Below are 20,230 nucleotides of genomic sequence, written 5' to 3'. Positions count from 1 at the left end.
ACAGTAATACTGTCTTATTTATCTGGCGATGCACGGTGGAATGTGGCGTATAGTTCAGCGCGCCCCTCCGCCGCTTCTGTGCGAAAAGTATCGGCGGAGAGCATGCGCCCGCGAGGGCACGGAACGGAGGATTTTGCGATGACGGAACTGACGCCATCTTTGGCAGCGCTGCACGGCCCGACGGGCGCTGCGGCCGCCAAACGCGCCGGCATTCCCTCCGCACAGGGCCTCTACGATCCGCGCAACGAGCACGATGCCTGCGGCGTCGGCTTCATTGCCCAGATGAAGGGCGTCAAGTCGCACCAGATCGTCGCCGACGGGCTTGCCATGCTCGAGAACCTGACGCATCGCGGCGCGGTGGGTGCCGACCCCTTGATGGGCGACGGCGCCGGCGTGCTGGTACAGGTTCCAGACGGGCTGTTTCGCGAGGAAATGGCCGCGCAGGGCATCGAGCTGCCGCCGGTCGGCCAGTATGGCGTCGGCCACTGGTTCATGCCGCAGGACGAGACGCTGCGCGAGCACCTCAACGAGGTCATCGTCGAATGCGCGCGCTCGGAAGGCCTGCCGCTGATCGGCTTCCGCGACGTCCCGGTCGACAACTCATCGCTCTCCAAGGCGCCCGACATCGCGGCGGCCGAGCCCTTCCATCGCCAGGTCTTCATCGGCCGTCCGGCCGAAATCACCGACGAGGAGGAGTTCGAGGCACGGCTCTACCTGCTGCGCAAGGTCATCTCCGGCCGCATCTACGCCGAGAACGACAACTCCGACATCGGCGCCTATTGCGTGTCGCTGTCGGCGCGCACCATCGTCTACAAGGGCATGTTCCTGGCCTACCAGGTCGGCGCCTATTACAAGGACCTCACCGATCCGCGCTTCGAGACGGCGCTTATCCTCGTCCACCAGCGCTTTTCGACCAACACCTTCCCGTCGTGGAAGCTGGCCCACCCCTATCGCATGGTCGCGCATAACGGCGAGATCAACACGGTGCGTGGCAACAACAACTGGATGGCGGCGCGCCAGGCGTCCGTCGATTCGGAGCTGTTCGGCAACGACATTTCCAAGCTGTGGCCGATCTCCTACGAGGGGCAGTCGGACACCGCCTGCTTCGACAATGCGCTCGAGTTCCTGTTCCAGGGCGGCTACCGCATGGCGCACGCCATGATGATGCTGATCCCCGAAGCATGGGCCGGCAACAAGTCGATGGATGCCGACCGCAAGGCCTTCTACGAATATCACGCCGCGCTCATGGAGCCGTGGGACGGTCCGGCGGCGGTCGCCTTCACCGACGGCCGCCAGATCGGCGCGACGCTCGACCGCAACGGCCTCAGGCCCGCCCGCTACATTGTCACCGACGACGACCGCGTCATCATGGCGTCCGAGGCCGGCGTGCTGAAGGTTCCGGAGGAAAAGATCATCCAGAAGTGGCGGCTGCAGCCCGGCCGCATGCTTCTGATCGACCTCGAGAAGGGACGCATCGTTTCCGACGAGGAGATCAAGTCGGAAATCGCGACGGCGCATCCCTACAAGAACTGGCTCGCCAACACGCAGCTCATCCTCGAGGACCTGAAGCCCGTGGAGCCGCGCGCGCTGCGCAAGGACGTCTCGCTGCTCGATCGCCAGCAGGCCTTCGGCTACACGCAGGAAGACACCAAGCTCCTGATGTCGCCAATGGCCACCACCGGCCAGGAAGCCGTCGGCTCGATGGGCACCGATACGCCGATCTCGGCGATGTCGGATCGCTCCAAGCTGCTCTACACCTATTTCAAGCAGAACTTCGCCCAGGTCACCAACCCGCCGATCGACCCGATCCGCGAGGAGCTGGTGATGAGCCTCGTCTCCTTCATCGGCCCGCGGCCCAACATCTTCGACCTCGTCGGTTCGTCGCGCAAGAAGCGGCTCGAAGTGCGCCAGCCGATCCTTACCAATGGCGATCTCGAGAAGATCCGTTCGATCGGCCATACCGAGGACCGCTTCGACACCAAGACGATCGACGTCACCTACTCGTCGGCCGAGCAGGCTGCCGGCATGGCCGGTGCTGTCGAGCGCCTGTGCGAGCGCGCCGAAGCGGCCGTGGCCGGCGGCTACAACATCATCATCCTGTCCGACCGCCAGGTCGGACCGGACCGCATCGCCATTCCCGCGCTGCTCGCCACAGCGGCCGTGCACCATCACCTGATCCGCAAGGGCCTGCGCACCTCGGTCGGCCTGGTCGTCGAATCCGGCGAGCCGCGCGAGATCCATCATTTCTGCTGCCTCGCCGGCTACGGCGCCGAGGCGATCAACCCCTATCTCGCCTTCGACACGCTGCTCGACATGCACCGGCGCGGCGACCTGCCCGACGAGGTCGACGCGCACGAGGTCGTGTCGCGCTACATCAAGTCGATCGGCAAGGGCATCCTCAAGGTGATGTCCAAGATGGGCATCTCGACCTACCAGTCCTATTGCGGCGCGCAGATATTCGACGCCGTCGGCCTGAAGTCGGACTTCGTGCAGCAGTATTTCACCGGCACCGCGACGATGATCGAGGGCGTCGGCCTGGAAGAGATCGCCACCGAGACGGTCAGCCGTCATGCCGACGCCTTCGGCCCGGACCCGGTACTGCGAAACGCGCTGGAAGTCGGCGGCGACTACCTCTACCGCATGCGCGGCGAGGCCCACATGTGGTCGCCCGACGCGGTGGCCACCCTGCAGCATGCCGTGCGCAAGGGCTCGTGGGAGACCTTCAAGCAGTTCTCGAAGGAGATCGATTCGGAAACCGCGCAGGCCAAGACCATCCGCGGCCTGTTCCGCATCCGCAAGGCCGGGCAGACCCGCCGCACGCCGGTGCCGATCGAGAAGGTCATGCCGGCCGCAGAGATCGTCAAGCGCTTCTCGACCGGCGCCATGTCGTTCGGCTCGATCAGCCGCGAGGCGCACACCACGCTGGCGCGTGCCATGAACCAGATCGGCGGCAAGTCCAACACCGGCGAGGGCGGCGAGGAGCCGGACCGCTATCTGCCGCTGCCGGGCGGCGGCGCCAACCCCGAGCGTTCGGCCATCAAGCAGATCGCGTCGGGACGCTTCGGCGTGACGGCGGAATATCTCGTCAACTCGGACATGATGCAGATCAAGGTCGCGCAGGGCGCCAAGCCCGGCGAGGGCGGGCAGTTGCCCGGCCACAAGGTCGACGCGACCATCGCCAAGGTGCGCCACTCGACGCCGGGCGTCGGGCTGATCTCGCCGCCGCCGCATCACGACATCTACTCGATCGAGGATCTGGCGCAGCTCATCTATGACCTGAAGAACGTCAACCCGGCGGCCGACGTCTCGGTCAAGCTGGTGTCGGAGGTCGGCGTCGGCACGGTTGCGGCGGGCGTCGCCAAGGCGCGCGCCGACCACATCACCATCTCCGGCTATGACGGCGGCACCGGCGCATCGCCGCTGACCTCGCTCAAGCATGCCGGCAGCCCGTGGGAAATGGGCCTTGCCGAGACGCACCAGACGCTGGTCCTCAACGGCCTGCGATCGCGCGTCGCGCTGCAGGTCGACGGCGGGTTGCGCACCGGGCGCGACGTCATCATCGGCGCGCTGCTCGGCGCCGACGAGTTCGGCTTCTCGACCGCGCCGCTGATCGCGGCCGGCTGCATCATGATGCGCAAGTGCCATCTCAACACCTGCCCGGTCGGCGTCGCGACGCAGGACCCGGTCCTGCGCAAGCGCTTCAAGGGCACGCCCGAGCACGTCATCAACTTCTTCTTCTACGTCGCCGAAGAGGTGCGCGAGCTGCTCGCCGAGATGGGCTACACCCACCTCGACCAGATCATCGGCAACACCGATCTTCTGGAGAAGAAGGAGCTGATCGACCACTGGAAGGCCAAGGGTCTCGATTTCAGCCGCATGTTCTACAAGCCGGATGCCCGCGGCCAGTCCACCCACTGGACCGAGCGCCAGAAGCACCCGATCGACGACGTGCTGGACCGCAAGCTGATCGAGCAGGCGATGCCGGCACTGGAATCGAAGCTGCCGGTCAAGATCGAGGCCGACATCCGCAACGTCGACCGCTCCGTCGGTGCAATGCTGTCGGGCGAAGTCGCCAGGCGCTGGAAGCACAAGGGCCTGAAGGACGACACGATTTCGGTCAGGCTGACCGGAACGGCCGGCCAGTCCTTCGGCGCCTTCCTGGCGCGCGGCATTTCCTTCGAGCTGGTCGGCGATGGCAACGACTATGTCGGCAAGGGCCTGTCGGGCGGACGCATCGTCATCCGCCCGCCTGAAAACGCCCGCATCGTCGCCGAGGAGTCCATCATCGTCGGCAACACCGTGCTCTACGGCGCCGTCGAGGGCGAATGCTACTTCCGCGGTGTCGCCGGCGAGCGCTTCGCCGTGCGCAACTCCGGTGCTGCCGTCGTCGTCGAGGGCGTCGGCGACCATGGCTGCGAATACATGACCGGCGGCGTCGTCGTCGTCATCGGCCGTACCGGCCGCAACTTCGCGGCCGGCATGTCGGGCGGCGTCGCCTATGTGCTGGACGAGGACGGCGATTTCGCCGAGCGCTGCAACATGGCGATGGTCGAGCTCGAGCCGGTTCCCGAGGAGGACTACCTGCTGGAGAAGCTGCACCACCATGGCGGCGACATTGACCACAAGGGCCGCGTCGACGTGTCGGGCGACATGACCAGCCACGACGAGGAGCGTCTCTACCAGCTGATCGCGAACCACGTGCACTACACCGGTTCGACGCGCGGCAAGGCGATCCTCGACGACTGGGCGACCTACCGGCCGAAATTCCGCAAGGTCATGCCGGTCGAATACCGCCGCGCGCTGATCGAGATGGAGCGCATGCGCATGGGCGTGGCGGCGGAGTAAGCCGCCGCTTCCCTTCCCGTTGCGGTTCCATCGCTTGGATGGAGGACCGTTTCATGCTGAAAGTGCTGCACTGACATGGTTCCGGCAAGCAGGCGCGGGAACCGAACTGACGAGAGTGAACGTATGGGCAAGGTTACAGGATTTCTCGAAATCGACCGGCAGGTGCACAAGTACCAGCCGGCTTCCGACCGCATCCGGCATTTCCGCGAATTCACGCTGCCGATGTCGGACAAGGAGGTCGAGAAACAGGCCGCGCGCTGCATGGATTGCGGCGTGCCCTTTTGCCATGGTCCGACCGGCTGCCCGATCCACAACCAGATCCCGGACTGGAACGACCTCGTCTACAATGGCGACTGGGACAACGCGATCCGCAACCTGCACTCGACCAACAATTTCCCGGAATGGACCGGCCGCATCTGCCCGGCGCCCTGCGAGGAGGCCTGCGTCCTCAACATCGAGGACATCCCTGTCGCCATCAAGACGATCGAGCAGGCGATTGCCGACAAGGCGCACGAGACCGGCTACATCCGGCCCTATCCGCCCGAGCAGAAGACCGGCAAGCGCGTTGCCATCATCGGCTCCGGCCCGGCCGGCATGGCGGCCGCCCAGCAGCTCGGCCGCGCCGGCCACGATGTGCATGTGTTCGAGCGCGAATCCCGGCCCGGCGGACTGATGCGTTTCGGCATCCCCGACTTCAAGATCGAGAAGCATCATGTCGACCGCCGCGTCGAGCAGATGAAGGGCGAGGGCGTTACCTTCCATTGCGGCGTCAATGTCGGCGTCGACAAGCCGGTCGACGAGCTGCTGGTCGAGCATGATGCGGTGCTCTATTGCGGCGGCTCCGAAACGCCGCGTCCGGCCGGCATTCCGGGCGACGATCTCGAGGGCGTTCACGACGCGATGCCCTACCTCGTGCAGCAGAACAAGCGGGTTGGCGGCGAGGGCATCGAGTCCGTTGCCTGGCCGTCCGATCCGATCCTCGCCGGCGGCAAGCACGTCGTCGTCGTCGGCGGCGGCGACACCGCGTCCGACTGCGTTGGCACGGCGTTCCGCCAGGGTGCGGTGCGCGTCACCCAGCTAGACATCCGGCCGCAGCCGCCCGAGAAGGAAGACAAGCTGTCGGTCTGGCCCTACTGGGCGACCAAGATGCGCACTTCTTCCTCGCAGGCCGAGGGCGCCGAGCGCGAATTCCAGGTGGCAACACTCGAATTCATCGGCGAGGAAGGCCAGCTGACCGGCGTGAAGTGCTGCGAGGTCGACGAAAAGCGCAAGCCGATCGCCGGCACCGAATTCGTCATCCGCGCCGATCTCGCCTTCATCGCCATCGGCTTTGCCGGGCCGATCGCCGGCGGCGTCGTCGACTCGCTCGCGGACCGGTTGAAGACGACCACCGATGCGCGCCGGTCCACCAACGTGGTGGCCGACGACCGCGACTACCGCACCAGCATCGACAGGCTGTTTGCCGCTGGCGACGTGCGCCGCGGCCAGTCGCTGGTGGTCTGGGCGATCCGCGAGGGGCGCCAGGCCGCGCGCGCCATCGACATGGCGCTGATGGGCGAGAGCGTGCTGCCGGGCTGACCCCCGGCAGAGACGACTGGCCGACAATTGCCAGCCCTTGCACAGGGTGAGGCATCTGCGCGCAGGCAGGCGCATGCGAAACATTTCACAAAATTTGGCCATACTGTGGGCGAAATGCAGGTAAGAAGTGACGAGACCGCTCGCGCGGTGCCTTGAGGAACACGACCATGGCCTATGCTGACCGACCCTTGCCCTTCAACCAGAAGAAGCGGCTGATCGTCGTTCAGGTCGGCGCGGTCCTCGCCGCGGCGCTGCTGCTCTTCACGCGGCCGGCGTGGAACGACCAGTTCCTGACCCATGATTTCGTCGAGCTCACCGGCGCGGGGCTGGTGCTGCTGTGCATCCTGGGACGCCTGTGGAGCACGCTCTACATCGGCGGTCGCAAGAATGACGAACTGGTCACCACCGGTCCGTTCTCCGTCACGCGCAATCCGCTCTATGTCTCCTCGACCATCGGCGCAGTCGGCATCGGCCTGATGTTCGGGTCGCTGATCGTCGCCCTGCTGCTCGGCATCGCGACCTACCAGATTTTCCGTGTCACTGCGGCGCGCGAAGCCGCCTTCCTCGCAGGCCGTTTTGGCCCCGCCTACGAAGCCTATGCAAAGGCCACGCCGATCTTCTGGCCCGACCCGCGCCGCTACCACGACACGGCCGCTGTCAGCTTCTCGCCGCTGGCGCTCAAGCGCACCTTCCTCGACGGGCTGTATTTCCTGGCGATCTTCCCGGTCATCGAACTGGTCGAGCAGCTGCAGGCGAGCGGCCACCTCCCGGTGTTGATGAGCATCTACTGAGCCAAAGCTTCCGCCGGGTAGTCCAGACCCGACGCCTCGTTACCGGGCGGCGGGCATAGCCCCGGCTGCATCGAGGCGCGGCGCCGGGATCTCGTCGACGCTGTCGAACACCGGAAATCCCGGCTTGCTGGCCGGCGCGGCCGCATCCGGTTGAGGTGCCGCCAGCAGGTCCGGCGGCACGCTCGACAGGGCCGAAATGTCAATCTCCGGCAGGATGACCTGCTCCGCGCCCAGAGGGGCGGCCACAGGCGCAGCGCGGTCTTCGGTGGCGGCGGGTGCGCTTTCGGCCGTTGTCGCGTCGGGCGCGGCAATGCTTTCGGGCGCTTCCTGCTGCAGCGCGGCGATCTTCTTGCCGCCTGCCTCGTCGTCCGCTGGCGATGCTTCAGCCTGAGCCCTGGTCTGGGTTGAAACCGCCGTCGCCGCTTCCGGTGCCGGCGCGGGCTCGGCCGGTTCCGGCTGGGCGGCAACAGGCGCCTGGGCGACCGGTTCCGGCTGAGCCTTCTCATCTGGCGCAACGGCCGGTGTCACGGCCGGTTCGGGTTCGGGCACGCTGGCCGGTTCAGGCTCCGTCTCGGGTGAAACCGCCGGCGCCACCTTGGCTTCGGCCGGTGGGATGGCCGGGTCGGCAGCCGGCATCGTGGGCACTAGGTCCGGCGGCACGCTGAGCAGCGCGGCAAAATCCGTCTCCGGCACAAGGGTCGGGGCGGTTGCGGGTTGCGGTTCGGCGGGGGCCGCTTCAGTCACGGCAGGTTTGGCATCCCCGGATGCTGCCGATACGTCCGTCGGCGCCGCGGCGGGTTTCTCGACAGTCTCCGGCGCTTGCTGCTGCAGCGCGGCGATCTCCTCGCCGGACGGGCTGTTGTCGGCTTGCGATGCCTCGACTGCGGCCCCGGGCTCTTGCGAAGCGACCGGTGCCGTTACGGGCTCGGGTGTCGCTGCCGGCTCGGCCTTGATCATGGGCTTGTCCGGTGCAGTCTCGGGCAGGGCCGGCATCAGGTCCGGCGGCACGCTGGTGAGCGCTGCAATGTCCGTCTCGGGCGCGGTGAACGCGTCGACGGCCTGTGCGGGCGCGGGCACCTGCTCAGCCAGCGGCGGGGATGCGTCGGCCGGAGCTTCCACGGGCGATGCAGTTTCGGGCGCAGACGGGGCGGCGTCGGGCGTTGCGGCAGCCTGTGCTGCCGGCTTTTCGGGCTCGGGTGCCTCCGGCTGCAGCGAGGCGATCGCCTCGGGTTTCGCCGGAGCCGTCGCGGGCCCGGACACCTCCACCGGCAACGCAGGCATGGCCGGCACGAGGTCGGGCGGCACGCTCACGAGTGCGGAAAAGTCGGTTGCGGGCACTTCGACGCGGTCGGTTGCGGGCGAGGGGGCCGGCGCGGCCACGGGTGCCACGACCGTGGTCTCTGGCGGCGATACCGCCTCCAGCCCGGTCGACGCGGCGGGGGCCAGTTCGGGCACGGACGCCGGCGTCGCAAGCGGCTCCTGGGCTGTCTCGGGCTGCGCGCCGGGCTCCTCTTTCGGCGCTGCCATTGGCGTTGCCGGCTTGATTTCAGGCGTCTCCTGCTGCAGCGCGGCAAGCGTTTCGGGTTCGGTCGGCTCGGTCGCCATGACCGGCGCGGCGGGCACGAGGTCCGGCGGCACGCTCACCAGCGCGGAAAAGTCTGTGGCCGGCACGGCGATGAGCTTCGGCCGCGGCGTTTCGGGCGGCAGGGCCAGCGCCGGCGTCGTCGTTTCGCCGCCGGTCTTCAGCGCCGTCGGCGCGGGCAGGGCGGCGGGCGTAGCGACAATCGTCGGAACGGCGTCCGGTTCGACCGGCCAGGCCCAGAGCCGCTCGGATGGTTCCGGCGCGACGATCGCGGCGAGTTCGCTCGGCGCCAGCTGCTGTGGCGCGGCGTCGCCCGCCTCGGCCACCAGCGCGGAGGGCAGCTTGCCTTCGCCTGTCGGCCGCGTGTCGGCCGGCAATTCGTCGGCCATTGCGGGCGCTGCGCGGCCGGGCGCGGCAATCTCTGCCAAAGTGTCGCCGTCGGTCGGCGCACCTGGTCTCGCCCCGGTCTCCCGGGCCATTTCCGGCGCCATGCCGACCTGGATCTTGGGCTCGGCGCGGTCCTGCGGCAGGGCGGCCGGTGCGGCAGGGGCGGCCTGTGCCATGGTGCGCGTTCTCGTCGGCGGCTTGATGGCTTGCGGTGCCGGCGCGGCACGCGGTGCGGCATCCCTGGCGAGCTTCTGCGGCGCGTTGGGCACGCCGGTCCTTGCGCCGGTCGGCAGCGTCGTCGGCAGTGCCGCAACCACGCTCGGCGCCGGCAGGGCGGCAATCGGAGTTTCGATGATGACAGGTGCCACTTCGATCTCGGGCTCGGGCAGGATCGTCGGCGCGCCCTCGGCCGTGGGGCCAGAGGACGGTGCGATTTCAGGAGCTGCCGCCGGCGAGGCGCGGTTCGGCGACCGGTCTGTGGCGTTCGCCCCGGGCTCCAGCGTCACGCGGCCCTTGCCGACAGCCGTGAGGTCGTCCTGCGGCACGGCGTCGGGCGCAAGCTCGGTCACCGGCGGCCGTTCGCCGGCCTTGGGCTCCGTCGCCTCGGTCAGTTCGCCAGGCACCATCGGCAGCGGCGGCACCGTCTCCTCCGGGGTCTCCAGCGTGGCCGGCGGCGCGGCGGGCGTGTCAGGTCCGGCAAGGGCTGAGAGCAGGACCGGCGGCGGGGTCTTGCCGGTGGTCGGCCGGGCCGGTGCGATCGCCGCCGCGAACTCGGTCTGGCCCTGCGGGTTCCACGAGAAATCGTCGGCACGCCCGGCCGGGGCGGCCGCTGCTATGCCCTCGATGGTCAGCTTCTCGCCCGGCGTGCGCGCATCGTGGCGCGGCTCGGCGACCAGGCCGAGCAGCTCGGCGCCGCCGTCGAGTGCCGGACTGCGCAGCGAGATCGGTCGGCCCGGGTCAATGGGACCGAGATCCGAAGCCCCGATCACCACCTCGGCCTCCTCGGCGAGCGGCGCGATCATCGGTCCGAAGGGCGTCGTCTCGTGGCGCCGGTCGGCTATCGGGTCGGCCGGGGCCGGCGCCGTCACGGCGTCGCCCAACAGCTTGCCGAGCGGCTTTTCGGCGTAGAAGGCGAGCTTGCGCTTGCCCGGGCGGGCCAGGTTGATGCCGTCGGCCGCGCGCAGCCGCGCCGGCTGGCCGTTGAGGTCGGGACCGTTGGCAACGTAGCCGCCGTCCTCGTCGACGAAGCCGTCCCAGATATCGACGAATTCCGCGCCCGCGCCGGTCGCCGCCGCCTTGTAGATTTCGTTGAAGGCGAGCATGTCGAGCAGCATTTTCGATGGCTTGAACGACGGCACGCCGACCCAGACGAAGGGCACCTTGCGGTCGGCGACCGCCTTGGCCAGCGCCTGCGTGCGCGCCGTGTAGGCACGGACCCAGGCCTCGGAACGCACCGCCTCTCGGGACCCGTCGATGTTCATCTGCTGGCGGTCATTGGCACCCAGCATGATCACCACGGCATCGGGCTTTTCGGCGTCGATCAGCTCGCCGATGCGCGCCGGCCAGTCATAGAAATCGTCGCGCACGAAACCCGACGAACCATTGGTGCGGTCGATGACCTTGACATGCGGATTGTCGACATAGGCGGTCACCAGCCCCTCAGCGAGGCCGCTGCCCATGAAGTCGCCCACCACCATGACGACAGCGGCATCGGGGCGCTTCACGACGACGGTCGATTGCGGGTCGATCGGCTCGCGCGTCACGCGGGCCTTCTTGCGCGCGGCGGCCGGCTCGGCGGCTTCGGGCTCGGGCGCCGCCTCGACGGGCGGCTCTACCTTTCGGGAGGTGAACAGGCGCTTCAGCGACCAGGCGGGCGCTTCGCTTTCCTGGGCGTGCCCCGCGGCTGGCGCCGCGAGACCTATGACGATGGCAAGTGCGGCCGAAGCCAGAGTCCGGGCCGGGAATTGGTAAGCAAAGAACCCGCGGCCCGTACTCGACGTCAATTCCAGCTCCTAGCGCTGCCTCATCTTGCTCAGCACTTCCATGCTAGGATGACCGTCCGGCGTCAATCCCACCTGAGCCTGAAATGCCTTGATGGCGGAACGCGAACCTTCGCCGATCTTGCCGTCCACCTTGCCGTCGTAATAGCCGTAGCTCAAGAGCCGCTTCTGCAACTCCTCCTTCTCGGCAAAGGACAGCTTGGTAAAGGGCCGGTTCCAGTCCCGCACCAGACCCCCGTAGCCGGCGATTTCGTCGGCAAGAAGGCCGACGGCCAGCGCATATTTGTCCGAATTGTTGTAGCGCTTCAGCACGAAGAAGTTCTTCGTCATCAGGAAGGCCGGGCCGCTGCGTCCGTCGAGCACCTTCAGTTCGGCATTGTCCGACGGCCGCGTGAAGCCCTTGCCGTTGGCCCTGACGACGCCGATGCCCTGCCACTTGGCGAGCGACATAGAGCCGCCGGGGAACTTGCGGCCGCCCGGCAGCGTCGCCTCGTAGCCCCAGGTCTTGCCCGACTGCCAGCCGTTCTTGGCCAGAAGGTTGGCGGCGGTCGCCAGCGCGTCGGGAACCGAGTTCCAGATGTCGCGCTTGCCGTTGCCGTCGGCGTCCACCGCGTAGGCCTGGTAGCTCGTCGGAATGAACTGCGTATGGCCCATGGCGCCGGCCCAGGAGCCGGTCAGGTGGCTCTCGTCGATGTCGCCGCTCTGCAGGATCTTCAGCGCGGCGAGCAGCTGCGTGCGGCCGAACTTGGCGCGCCGCTTGTCGGCATAGGCAAGCGTGGCCAGCGAGCGCACCACGTTGCGCATCACCTTGTCGTTCTTGAGGATCTCGCCATAATTCGATTCCATCGACCAGATGGCCAGCAGGATGTGGCGGTCGACGCCGAAATGCCTTTCGATGGCATCGAGCGTGGACTTGTACTTGCGCGCCATGGCGCGGCCGTTGGCGATCGAGTCCTCGTGCACCCGGTTGTCGAAATAGTCCCACACGGGTGCGGTAAATTCGGGCTGGTAGCGCGCCTTTTCGAGCACTTCCGGATCGATATCGGTCACGCCGCGAAAGGCGCGGTCGTAGGTCGAGCCGGATATGCCCTCATTGGCGGCGGTGGCACGGAAGCTCGCAACCCAGCGCTTGAAACCCGCATCGGCGGAGGCCGGTGTCAGGAATAGGCCAAGGCACAGGCCCGCGGCTGCGGCCGCACCTGCCAGTCTGGTCGCGCTCCGGTAGAATCGCATCTTTGCCTCCTTGTTCGGTTCAGGAAGAGCATTCATCGCGCATGCCGGTTATGAATCAGTTTACCATGTCCGGTCCCGGGAACGAAAACCCGACAAAAAACTTAAGTGACGCACCGAAAAGCTATCATTTGTCGATAATTGGGGATTTCGGCGCGATCATGGCCTCGCGCATGCTATCGTTCACCCTCCCGTAACGGAACCCGGTCCGCATGAAAAAAGTCCGCAAAGCAGTTTTCCCGGTTGCCGGTCTCGGCACGCGCTTCCTGCCGGCCACCAAGGCGATCCCCAAGGAGATGCTGACGGTCGTCGACCGGCCGGTCATCCAGTATGTCGTCGACGAGGCGCGCGAGGCGGGCATCGAGCACTTCATCTTCGTGACCGGCCGCAACAAGGGCGTCATCGAGGACCATTTCGACATCCAGTTCGAGCTCAACCATACGCTGGCCGAGCGCGGCAAGGACGACCAGCTGGCGCATCTGCAGCGGCTGCAGCCGATGGCCGGGCAAACCTCGTTCACCCGCCAGCAGGAGCCGCTGGGCCTCGGCCACGCTGTCTGGTGCGCGCGCGAACTGGTCGGCGACGAACCCTTCGCGCTGCTTCTGCCCGACATGATCATGCAGTCGGAAAAGAGCTGCATGCGCGAGATGGTCGAGCTCTACGACGAGACCGGCGGCAATATCGTGGCGGTGCAGGAATGCGACCCGGCCGAGACGCACAAATACGGCATCGTCGGCAAGGGCCGCAGCGTGCATACCGGCTTCGAGATCACCGGCATGGTGGAAAAGCCCAAGCAGGGCACGGCGCCGTCCAACCTCTACATCAACGGTCGCTACATATTGCAGCCGGAAATCTTCAAGGTGCTGGAGAACCAGGAACGCGGCGCCGGCAACGAGATCCAGCTGACCGATGCCATGCTGAAGCTCGAGAAGGAGCAGAAATTCCACGGCTACCACTACCGTGGGCGCACCTTCGACTGCGGCTCGCCGGAAGGCTTCGTCGAGGCCAATGTCGCCTTCGCCCTGTGGCGGCCGGACATGCACGATTCGATGGCCGAGGTCATCGGCCGCATGCTCGACGAGCTGAAGCCGCTGGAACGCCGCGCCGGCGCCCGCTGATGCGCGTCTAGCGCTGCACCTTCAGGCCGAGAAAGACGCTGTTGGTCTGGGAATCGCGGTCGCCCAGGTTGCTTTCAACCCGCTCGTGCCTGACCCGGGTGGTCACGCCGGCATAGCGGTTCAGCCACCAGGTCAGCCCCGCCTCGGCATTGAAGATCAGGTCGCGGCCGTCCGAACCTGAATAGTTGCGCAAGCCTGCGCCGAGAATCGCGTTGCCTGTCAGGTTGGCGCGCATCTCGCGCTCCACTGACAGCGCGCCGGAATAGAGAACCGACCCGCTCTCGCCGGGCGTTGTCGTGCCTTCGAGCGTTGTCAGCCCGGACAGGCCGACCATCGTGCCGCGCATTGGCGACCATGCAAGCTCGCCGCCGAAGGAGGGCGTCGAGATGGTGCGCAGGCGCGGATCGTCGAAATCTTCCGACACCCAGCCTGCCGATACTTCGCCGGAGAGTTTTTCGCCGAGGTCGAAGGCCAGGCCACCGCGAACCGCGAACTGGTCCGACGAACGGGCATAGCCGGCGCTGTCGACCTCGAGGTCGTAGAGATTTCTGCCGATTTCCGTCTCCATGAAAGGGGTCAGCGCGGGCGAAATCTCGTAGCCGGCGCGCAGCGCCAGCGTGTAGAGCGTCGCGTCGCGATCCTGCTGAGACAGCGTGCCGCCGCCCTCCAGATCGGCGTCGCCGTAGCTGTCGTCCGCGATTCCGCCGGTGATCCTGAAGCGCGCCTTGCCGACATCCTTTTCCAGAGCCAGGCTGCCGGTGACCGTCTGGCGCAGCGGTTCCGAGGCCGCGCCGACGATGACGACCGGGGAAGCCGCCGATTCCGGCGCCATTGCATAGCCCAGCTTCGCCGACGCGCGGTAGTCATTGCCGAGGTCGAGCTGCAGCGTCGCGTCGATGCCGGCCGCGCCGTCCTCGACCTCGTCGCCCGACAGCGTCTCGCGATAGACGCCATAGGCGTCGACGGTCAGCGAGTTGCTCGTCCAGTCCGAGACCGCGTTGAGCCGAAGCGTCGTTTCCGACAGCACCGCCGAGCCCCCCGTGGTGCTCGAATCGGCGTTGGAGGTGGCCGTCAGGCCCTGTTCGACCGAGGGCCGCAGGACGAAGCTGCCCATGCGGATGCCCGGCGCTTCGAAGGGTGCTTCCTCGGGCTCTGCATTCAGTCCCTCGATCGCCCCGGCGCGGGCAGCACCCCCGTCGAGCGGCAGGTCTTCGACCGAATCGATGGTTGGTTCGCGCACCGTGCCGGTCACCGTTTCGTCGGTTTCGCCATCTGGCGCGGCATTCTGCGGCCGCGCCGGATCGGCGGGCTCCGCTTCCGCATTGACGTCGCCGGCAGGATCGTTCTCGCCGTCTGCCGCCTCGTCCGGAACGGCGCCGGCGCTGAATGGCTGGTAACTCGGCTGCGGCAGGCCTGTCTCTTGGCCGTCCTGTGGGACGCCGTTTGCGTAGATGATGGTGCTGTCGTCCCCCGCGACCGTGCCGCGCAGCTGTGCGGCGGCCGGCGACGTCAGGCCGGCCACGCCGGCTGCGAGCAGCAGGGCAGGGAGCGCTCCCGTGCGGCAGCGTGGTCTGGCTTCAGGGCGTACCCGGGACATCGTCACCTGACTGGATTGAAGGCGCCGAAACGCCATGCTTACCGAACCGTAAATCGGGATGGTTAACGGAGCGTTGAAGCGGAGGGCCCAGGACGCTGCGATACTGTTGGACAGCCGCGCCGCGACGCGCTAATCGCATCAGCCATGCATTCGGGATCGCTGAAGAAAAAGCCGGACCGCGCGGCGTCGATTGCCTCGGCGCTTCGCACCGTCGCCACCGAGCAGGCAGGCGTCGCGACGCTGGAGGCGGCGCTGCGCAACGGCATGGCCGAGCCCTTCGCCCATGCGGTCGAGCTGATCGCCGCCATCAAGGGCCGCATCATCGTCACCGGCGTCGGCAAGAGCGGCCATGTCGGCGCCAAGATCGCCGCCACCTTCGCCTCCACCGGCACGCCGGCCTTTTTCGTTCATCCGGCCGAAGCCAACCATGGCGATCTCGGCATGATCGCGCGCGACGATGCCATTCTCGCCATGTCGTGGTCGGGCGAGACGCAGGAACTGAAGGGCATCATCGCCTATGCGCGCCGCTTCGGCATTCCGCTGATTGCCATCACCGCCGGCGAGACTTCGGCGCTGGCGCGCGAATCCGACGTCGTGCTGCAATTGCCGCGCACGCCCGAGGCTTGCCCGCATGGCCTGGCGCCGACCACCTCAACGCTGCTGCAGCTGGTCGTGGGCGATGCGCTTGCTGTCGCGCTGCTCGAGGCGCGCGGCTTCACGCCCGATCATTTCCGCGACCTTCACCCGGGCGGGCAGCTCGGCGCAAACCTCACCCAGGTCGCCGAGATCATGCATGATGGCGACGACCTGCCGCTGGTCGGCCTCGGCACGATGCTGCCGGAAGCCGTGAAAGTCCTGTCGCGCAAGCGGTTCGGCTGCGTCTGCGTCATCGACGGGGAGGGCAGGCTGGCCGGCATCGTCACCGACGGCGATCTGGCGCGCAATCTCGAGCGCAATCTTGCCGAGTGCATTGTCGACGACATCATGACACGGCTGCCGAAGACGGTCCGGCCGCAAATCATGGCGAGCGCGGCGCTCGCCATCCTCAACGAGAACGATATCAGCGCGCTCGTCGTGGTCGAGGACGACAGGCCGGTCGGCATCGTCCATTTCCACGACCTGCTGCGCATCGGCGCAGCCTGACGGTTTCCGTCAGACGGGTTCCACCACCAGTTCCAGATCGAGATCGGCCGCCGAGGTGACCCTCACCGTCGTGCCGGCCGGCAGGTCGGGCCCGGCAACGCGCCACATCGTGTCGCCAATCTTTATGCGCCCGCGCCCGTTGGTGATCGGCTCGCTCAGCGTCGCCGTGCGGCCGATCAGCTGCGCTCCGCGTTTGTTGAGCAACGGCTGGTCGCTGTCATTGCCGCGCCCGCTCATGATCTTCTTGCCGGCAAAGGCCGATACCAGCGACAGAGCCAGGAAAACCACGACCTGGAATTCCCAGACCCAGAAGCTGGCTTCCCATAGCATCAGCGACAGCGCGCCGACGATCAGCGCTGCAAGCCCGATCCACAGCAGGAAGACTCCGGGCACCAGTATTTCGAGCGCCAGCAGCACGAAGCCCAGAACCATCCAGTTCCAGGGACCGAGCTCTCCGAAGATGCGTTCCAGCATGGCCACCGCGCTCCGCTAGTTTTCTTCCGGACGGATCACCGGCGGGCGCGCTGCCTGCCGCTGCGAACCGGCAGTGCCTCCATCGCGAAACACTTCCTTGGCGATCGCGCCGATACCGCCGAGAGAGCCGACCAGCGACGATGCCTCCATCGGCATCAGCACGATCTTGCTGTTGGGGGCCGAGCCGATCTTGGCCAGCGCCTCGGTGTATCTCTGCGCCACGAAATAGTTGATCGCCTGCACGTCGCCCTTGGCGATGGCTTCCGACACCACCTGGGTGGCGCGCGCCTCGGCCTCGGCGGCACGCTCGCGCGCCTCGGCGTCGCGGAAGGCGGCCTCGCGGCGTCCCTCGGCTTCCAGCACCTGCGCCTGCTTCAGGCCCTCTGCCTCGAGAATCTGGGCACGCTTGTTGCGCTCCGCCATCATCTGGCGGGCCATGGAATCGACGAGGTTGGCCGGCGGGTTGATGTCCTTGATCTCGACGCGCGTCATCTTTATGCCCCACGGACTCGCCGCCTCGTCGACGATCCTGAGCAGCCGCTCGTTGATCGTGTCGCGGTTGGACAGCAGCTCGTCGAGGTCCATCGACCCCATCACCGAGCGGATGTTGGTCATGGTGAGGTTGAGGATGGCGTTCTCGAGGCCCGACACCTGGTAGGCCGCCTGCGGCGCGTTCAGCACCTGGTAGAAGGCAACGCCGTCGACCGCCACGATGGCGTTGTCGCGGGTGATGACCTCCTGCGTCGGCACGTCGAGCACCTGCTCCATCATGTTCATCCTGGCGCCGATGCGGTCGACGAAGGGGATGATGATGTTGAGGCCGGGGGACAGCGTGTTGGTGTAGCGACCGAAGCGCTCGACCGTATAGTTGAAACCCTGGGGCACGGTCTTGATGCCGGTGAAGATCACCAGCAGCACAAGGACCACAAGCACCGGTATGATGATGTCTAGACCCGTGAACATTCCGCTTCTCCCCCGTTGGAGCGGCACCGGCCGCCTGGAATCACATAGGAATCAGAGCACGCCTATACAATCATAGTGTGGCAGATTGGTTAGTGATCGTTCTTAACACTGCCTCTGGGGGCTGGCCGTTCAGCGGTTGAAGGCGAAAATCCCGGCATCCGCGTCATCGAGCCCGTCGAGCGCCGACGACACCAGTTCAGACGCGATCTGCGAGAAGGTGATGCCGTTGCCGCCATAGCCCATCACGGCATGGATGCGCGGATGCCTTGGCACCGCGCCGATATAGGGCAGGCCGGTCGTCGTGGTGCCGAAGGAGCCGGCCCAGGAAAATTCCGGCGTCGTGTCGAGTTGCGGAAACAGCTTTGCGAGCTTCTCCGAAATCCGCGCGGTCTTGTCGGAAATCAGCGCGTCGCGCTTCGTCTCGTCGGTGAACTCCTCGTCCTCGCCGCCGCAGATCACCCGACCGTCCGCCGTGGCGCGCATGTAGAGGTATGGGTCGGAGGCCTCCCAGATGAAAGCCGGCCCCGGCCACAGCTTCTTGGGCTGCGGCTTGGTGGCGATCGCCCAGGTGGAGATCACCTGGTGGGCGGCCTGCGGCACCATGTCGGTCAGTTCGTAGCCGGTCGCCAGCACGACATGCTTCGCCGTGATCGTCGCGCCGCCCTTGGTCCCGACGATCACCTCGTCCTTTGAATCCTCGATCTTGCCGGCTTCAACCGGCGCGAAGAAGCGCGCCTTGCGCTCTAGCGCCTTGTTGAGCAGGCCGGCGGTCAGGCGGCGCGGGTCGAGGGCGATGTTGCCGTCGCAGACAACCGCGCCATCGCGATCGATGCCGAATTTTTCCGCCAGCGGCTTTGACGACAGGTAGGTCGCGCGGATGCCGGCCTGGCGGCGCAGGCCCGCTTCCTCGGCAAGGTCGCCCGGACCCAGCACGTTGCCGGCGAGGTAGAGCGACTGGCGCGGGGCCGCCCGGCAGTCGATGTCGAGATTGTCGATGCGCGCCGACAGGTTCTGTACCGCCAGTCGCGAACGCCGCCAGGCCTGCTCGGCCTTGCCGCGCCCGATCATCTTCGACAGTTCGATCAGCGGCTGGTCGATCTCGAACTGCACCAATGCGGTCGTCGCCGGCGTCGAGCCCTGCATGGGCCCGCGCCGGTCGATGCAGACGACGTCGTGCCCGCTCGCTGTCAGCGCCTCGGCCATCATCGCGCCGCTGATGCCCATGCCGATCACTAGCACGTCGGTCTTGATGTCGCGCGTCAGCGCGCCTGTCGGAATTTTGGGCGAGCGATAGGCGAACCAGACGGGTCGGCCGGTTCTGAGGTCGAGCTTGCGGGACATGAATTTCTCCGGAGGGTGGCGCTCAACGCGCCTGTGCCCGACCGGTTCCGTTTCGTGCCGGATTTGCCGGTCAGGCCCAGCCCTGCAATTCGCGCCGCACCACCGTCTCGATCACCGCCATGCCTTCGGCACTGTCGTTCAGGCAGGGGATATGGGAGAAATTTTCGCCGCCCGCCTCGTGAAAGGCATGCGCTGCCTCGCGGCCGATTTCGTCCAGCGTCTCGATGCAGTCGACCGAGAAGCCCGGGTTGATGACCGCGACCGACTTCACGCCTTCCTTCGCCATCTTCTCCAGCGTTGGCTCCGTGTAGGGCTGCAGCCACTCCTGCGCGCCGAAGCGCGACTGAAAGGTGGTGATCAGCCTCTTTGCATCCCAGCCGAGCTTTTCGCGCAAGAGCCGTGTCGTCTTCACGCAATGGCAGTGATAGGGGTCGCCCTTCTCGAAATAGGCCTTCGGGATGCCGTGATAGGAGGCGATGACCACCTCCGGCTCGAAGTCGAGCGTCGCGAGATGCTGCGTCACCGAGGCCGCCAGCGCGTCGATATAGGCCGGCTCGTCGTGATAGGGCGGCACGGTGCGCACGGCCGGCGCGTGGCGCATCTTCATCAGCGCACGGAAAAGCTGGTCGTTGGCCGTCGCCGTCGTCGTCGCCGAATATTGCGGGTAGAGCGGCAGCGAGACGATGCGCTCGCAGCCCTGGTCCTTCAGCCGTTGCACGGCACTTGCCGTCGACGGGTTGCCGTAGCGCATGCCCCATTCGACCACGACGTCCGGCAGGTCGGCCAATGCGACGCCGAGCTTTTCGGCCTGCGCGCGCGTGAAGGTCCTGAGCGGCGACTCGTCGCGTTCACGGTTCCAGATGCGGGCGTAATTGGCGCCGGATTTCTTCGGCCGAACCGTCAGCACGATGCCATAGAGGATCGGGTACCAGATGGCGCGCGGCAGCTCGATGACGCGCTTGTCGGAGAGGAACTCGCGCAAATAGCGCCACATCGGCTTGAAGTCGGTGCCGTCGGGCGTGCCGAGGTTGACGAGCAGCACGCCGACCTTGCCGGTGCTGACCGGCGGATGCCCGGCCGGCAGCGGGCCGACCTGCTTCGCCGCCGCGCGTCTTGTCTCGTAATCCATGTCGCTTGTCTCCCGCACAGCCGGAACGTAGCGATAAGGCGGCACATTTCAA

12 protein-coding genes are annotated in these 20,230 nt (G+C 66.8%); 5 read left to right on the top strand and 7 right to left on the bottom strand.

Going from position 1 to position 20,230, the window contains the following annotated elements; genetic code table 11:
• Positions 1 to 138: 138 nt before the first annotated feature.
• From gltB to ACT2BZ_RS01630, 3 genes are all read left to right on the top strand, one after another.
• On the top strand, positions 139 to 4,845 hold the full coding sequence (gene gltB, locus ACT2BZ_RS01640) for a glutamate synthase large subunit (protein WP_457938813.1): 4,707 nt from the start codon (positions 139 to 141) through the stop codon (positions 4,843 to 4,845).
• 123 nt (positions 4,846 to 4,968) lie between these two features.
• The gene (locus ACT2BZ_RS01635) at positions 4,969 to 6,423 is read left to right on the top strand and encodes a glutamate synthase subunit beta (RefSeq protein WP_457938812.1); all 1,455 of its coding nucleotides are present in this window, start codon (positions 4,969 to 4,971) and stop codon (positions 6,421 to 6,423) included.
• Positions 6,424 to 6,590: 167 nt separating this feature from the next.
• Positions 6,591 to 7,214: a methyltransferase family protein gene (locus ACT2BZ_RS01630; protein WP_457938810.1), complete on the top strand. Its 624-nt coding sequence runs from the start codon at positions 6,591 to 6,593 to the stop codon at positions 7,212 to 7,214.
• 39 nt (positions 7,215 to 7,253) lie between these two features.
• On the opposite strand, the gene ACT2BZ_RS01625 is transcribed toward ACT2BZ_RS01630, so the two are convergent.
• Together ACT2BZ_RS01625 and ACT2BZ_RS01620 are read right to left on the bottom strand one after the other, a co-directional pair.
• Complete coding sequence (locus ACT2BZ_RS01625; protein ID WP_457938809.1) at positions 7,254 to 11,186, bottom strand: DUF459 domain-containing protein; 3,933 nt, start codon at positions 11,184 to 11,186, stop codon at positions 7,254 to 7,256.
• Positions 11,187 to 11,195: 9 nt separating this feature from the next.
• Positions 11,196 to 12,416 carry a lytic murein transglycosylase gene (locus ACT2BZ_RS01620; RefSeq protein WP_457938807.1) on the bottom strand — a complete coding sequence of 407 codons (1,221 nt, stop codon included), beginning with the start codon at positions 12,414 to 12,416 and terminating at the stop codon, positions 11,196 to 11,198.
• Between the two features lie 209 nt (positions 12,417 to 12,625).
• Between ACT2BZ_RS01620 and galU the strand changes: the two genes are divergently transcribed.
• On the top strand, positions 12,626 to 13,531 hold the full coding sequence (gene galU / locus ACT2BZ_RS01615; protein WP_457938805.1) for a UTP--glucose-1-phosphate uridylyltransferase GalU: 906 nt from the start codon (positions 12,626 to 12,628) through the stop codon (positions 13,529 to 13,531).
• Positions 13,532 to 13,538: 7 nt separating this feature from the next.
• Here the strand turns inward: galU and ACT2BZ_RS01610 are convergent, their stop codons facing one another.
• Positions 13,539 to 15,128: an outer membrane beta-barrel protein gene (locus ACT2BZ_RS01610; protein ID WP_457938804.1), complete on the bottom strand. Its 1,590-nt coding sequence runs from the start codon at positions 15,126 to 15,128 to the stop codon at positions 13,539 to 13,541.
• 144 nt (positions 15,129 to 15,272) lie between these two features.
• On the opposite strand from ACT2BZ_RS01610, the gene ACT2BZ_RS01605 reads away from it, so the two are divergent.
• On the top strand, positions 15,273 to 16,271 hold the full coding sequence (locus ACT2BZ_RS01605) for a KpsF/GutQ family sugar-phosphate isomerase (RefSeq protein WP_457938802.1): 999 nt from the start codon (positions 15,273 to 15,275) through the stop codon (positions 16,269 to 16,271).
• Between the two features lie 9 nt (positions 16,272 to 16,280).
• On the opposite strand, the gene ACT2BZ_RS01600 is transcribed toward ACT2BZ_RS01605, so the two are convergent.
• The 4 genes from ACT2BZ_RS01600 to hemH all read right to left on the bottom strand — a co-directional run bounded on the left by ACT2BZ_RS01600 (position 16,281) and on the right by hemH (position 20,178).
• Complete coding sequence (locus tag ACT2BZ_RS01600) at positions 16,281 to 16,745, bottom strand: NfeD family protein (RefSeq protein ID WP_457938801.1); 465 nt, start codon at positions 16,743 to 16,745, stop codon at positions 16,281 to 16,283.
• A 15-nt stretch (positions 16,746 to 16,760) separates the two neighbouring features.
• Positions 16,761 to 17,708 carry an SPFH domain-containing protein gene (locus ACT2BZ_RS01595; protein ID WP_457938799.1) on the bottom strand — a complete coding sequence of 316 codons (948 nt, stop codon included), beginning with the start codon at positions 17,706 to 17,708 and terminating at the stop codon, positions 16,761 to 16,763.
• Between the two features lie 129 nt (positions 17,709 to 17,837).
• Positions 17,838 to 19,049: an NAD(P)/FAD-dependent oxidoreductase gene (locus tag ACT2BZ_RS01590; protein WP_457938797.1), complete on the bottom strand. Its 1,212-nt coding sequence runs from the start codon at positions 19,047 to 19,049 to the stop codon at positions 17,838 to 17,840.
• Between the two features lie 70 nt (positions 19,050 to 19,119).
• Positions 19,120 to 20,178: a ferrochelatase gene (hemH, locus tag ACT2BZ_RS01585; RefSeq protein ID WP_457938795.1), complete on the bottom strand. Its 1,059-nt coding sequence runs from the start codon at positions 20,176 to 20,178 to the stop codon at positions 19,120 to 19,122.
• Positions 20,179 to 20,230: the final 52 nt, after the last annotated feature.

This window comes from Mesorhizobium sp. 10J20-29 (assembly GCF_054130485.1).
Note: the sequence above shows the minus strand (reverse complement) of the source record. Positions and strands in the feature narration are given on the sequence as shown.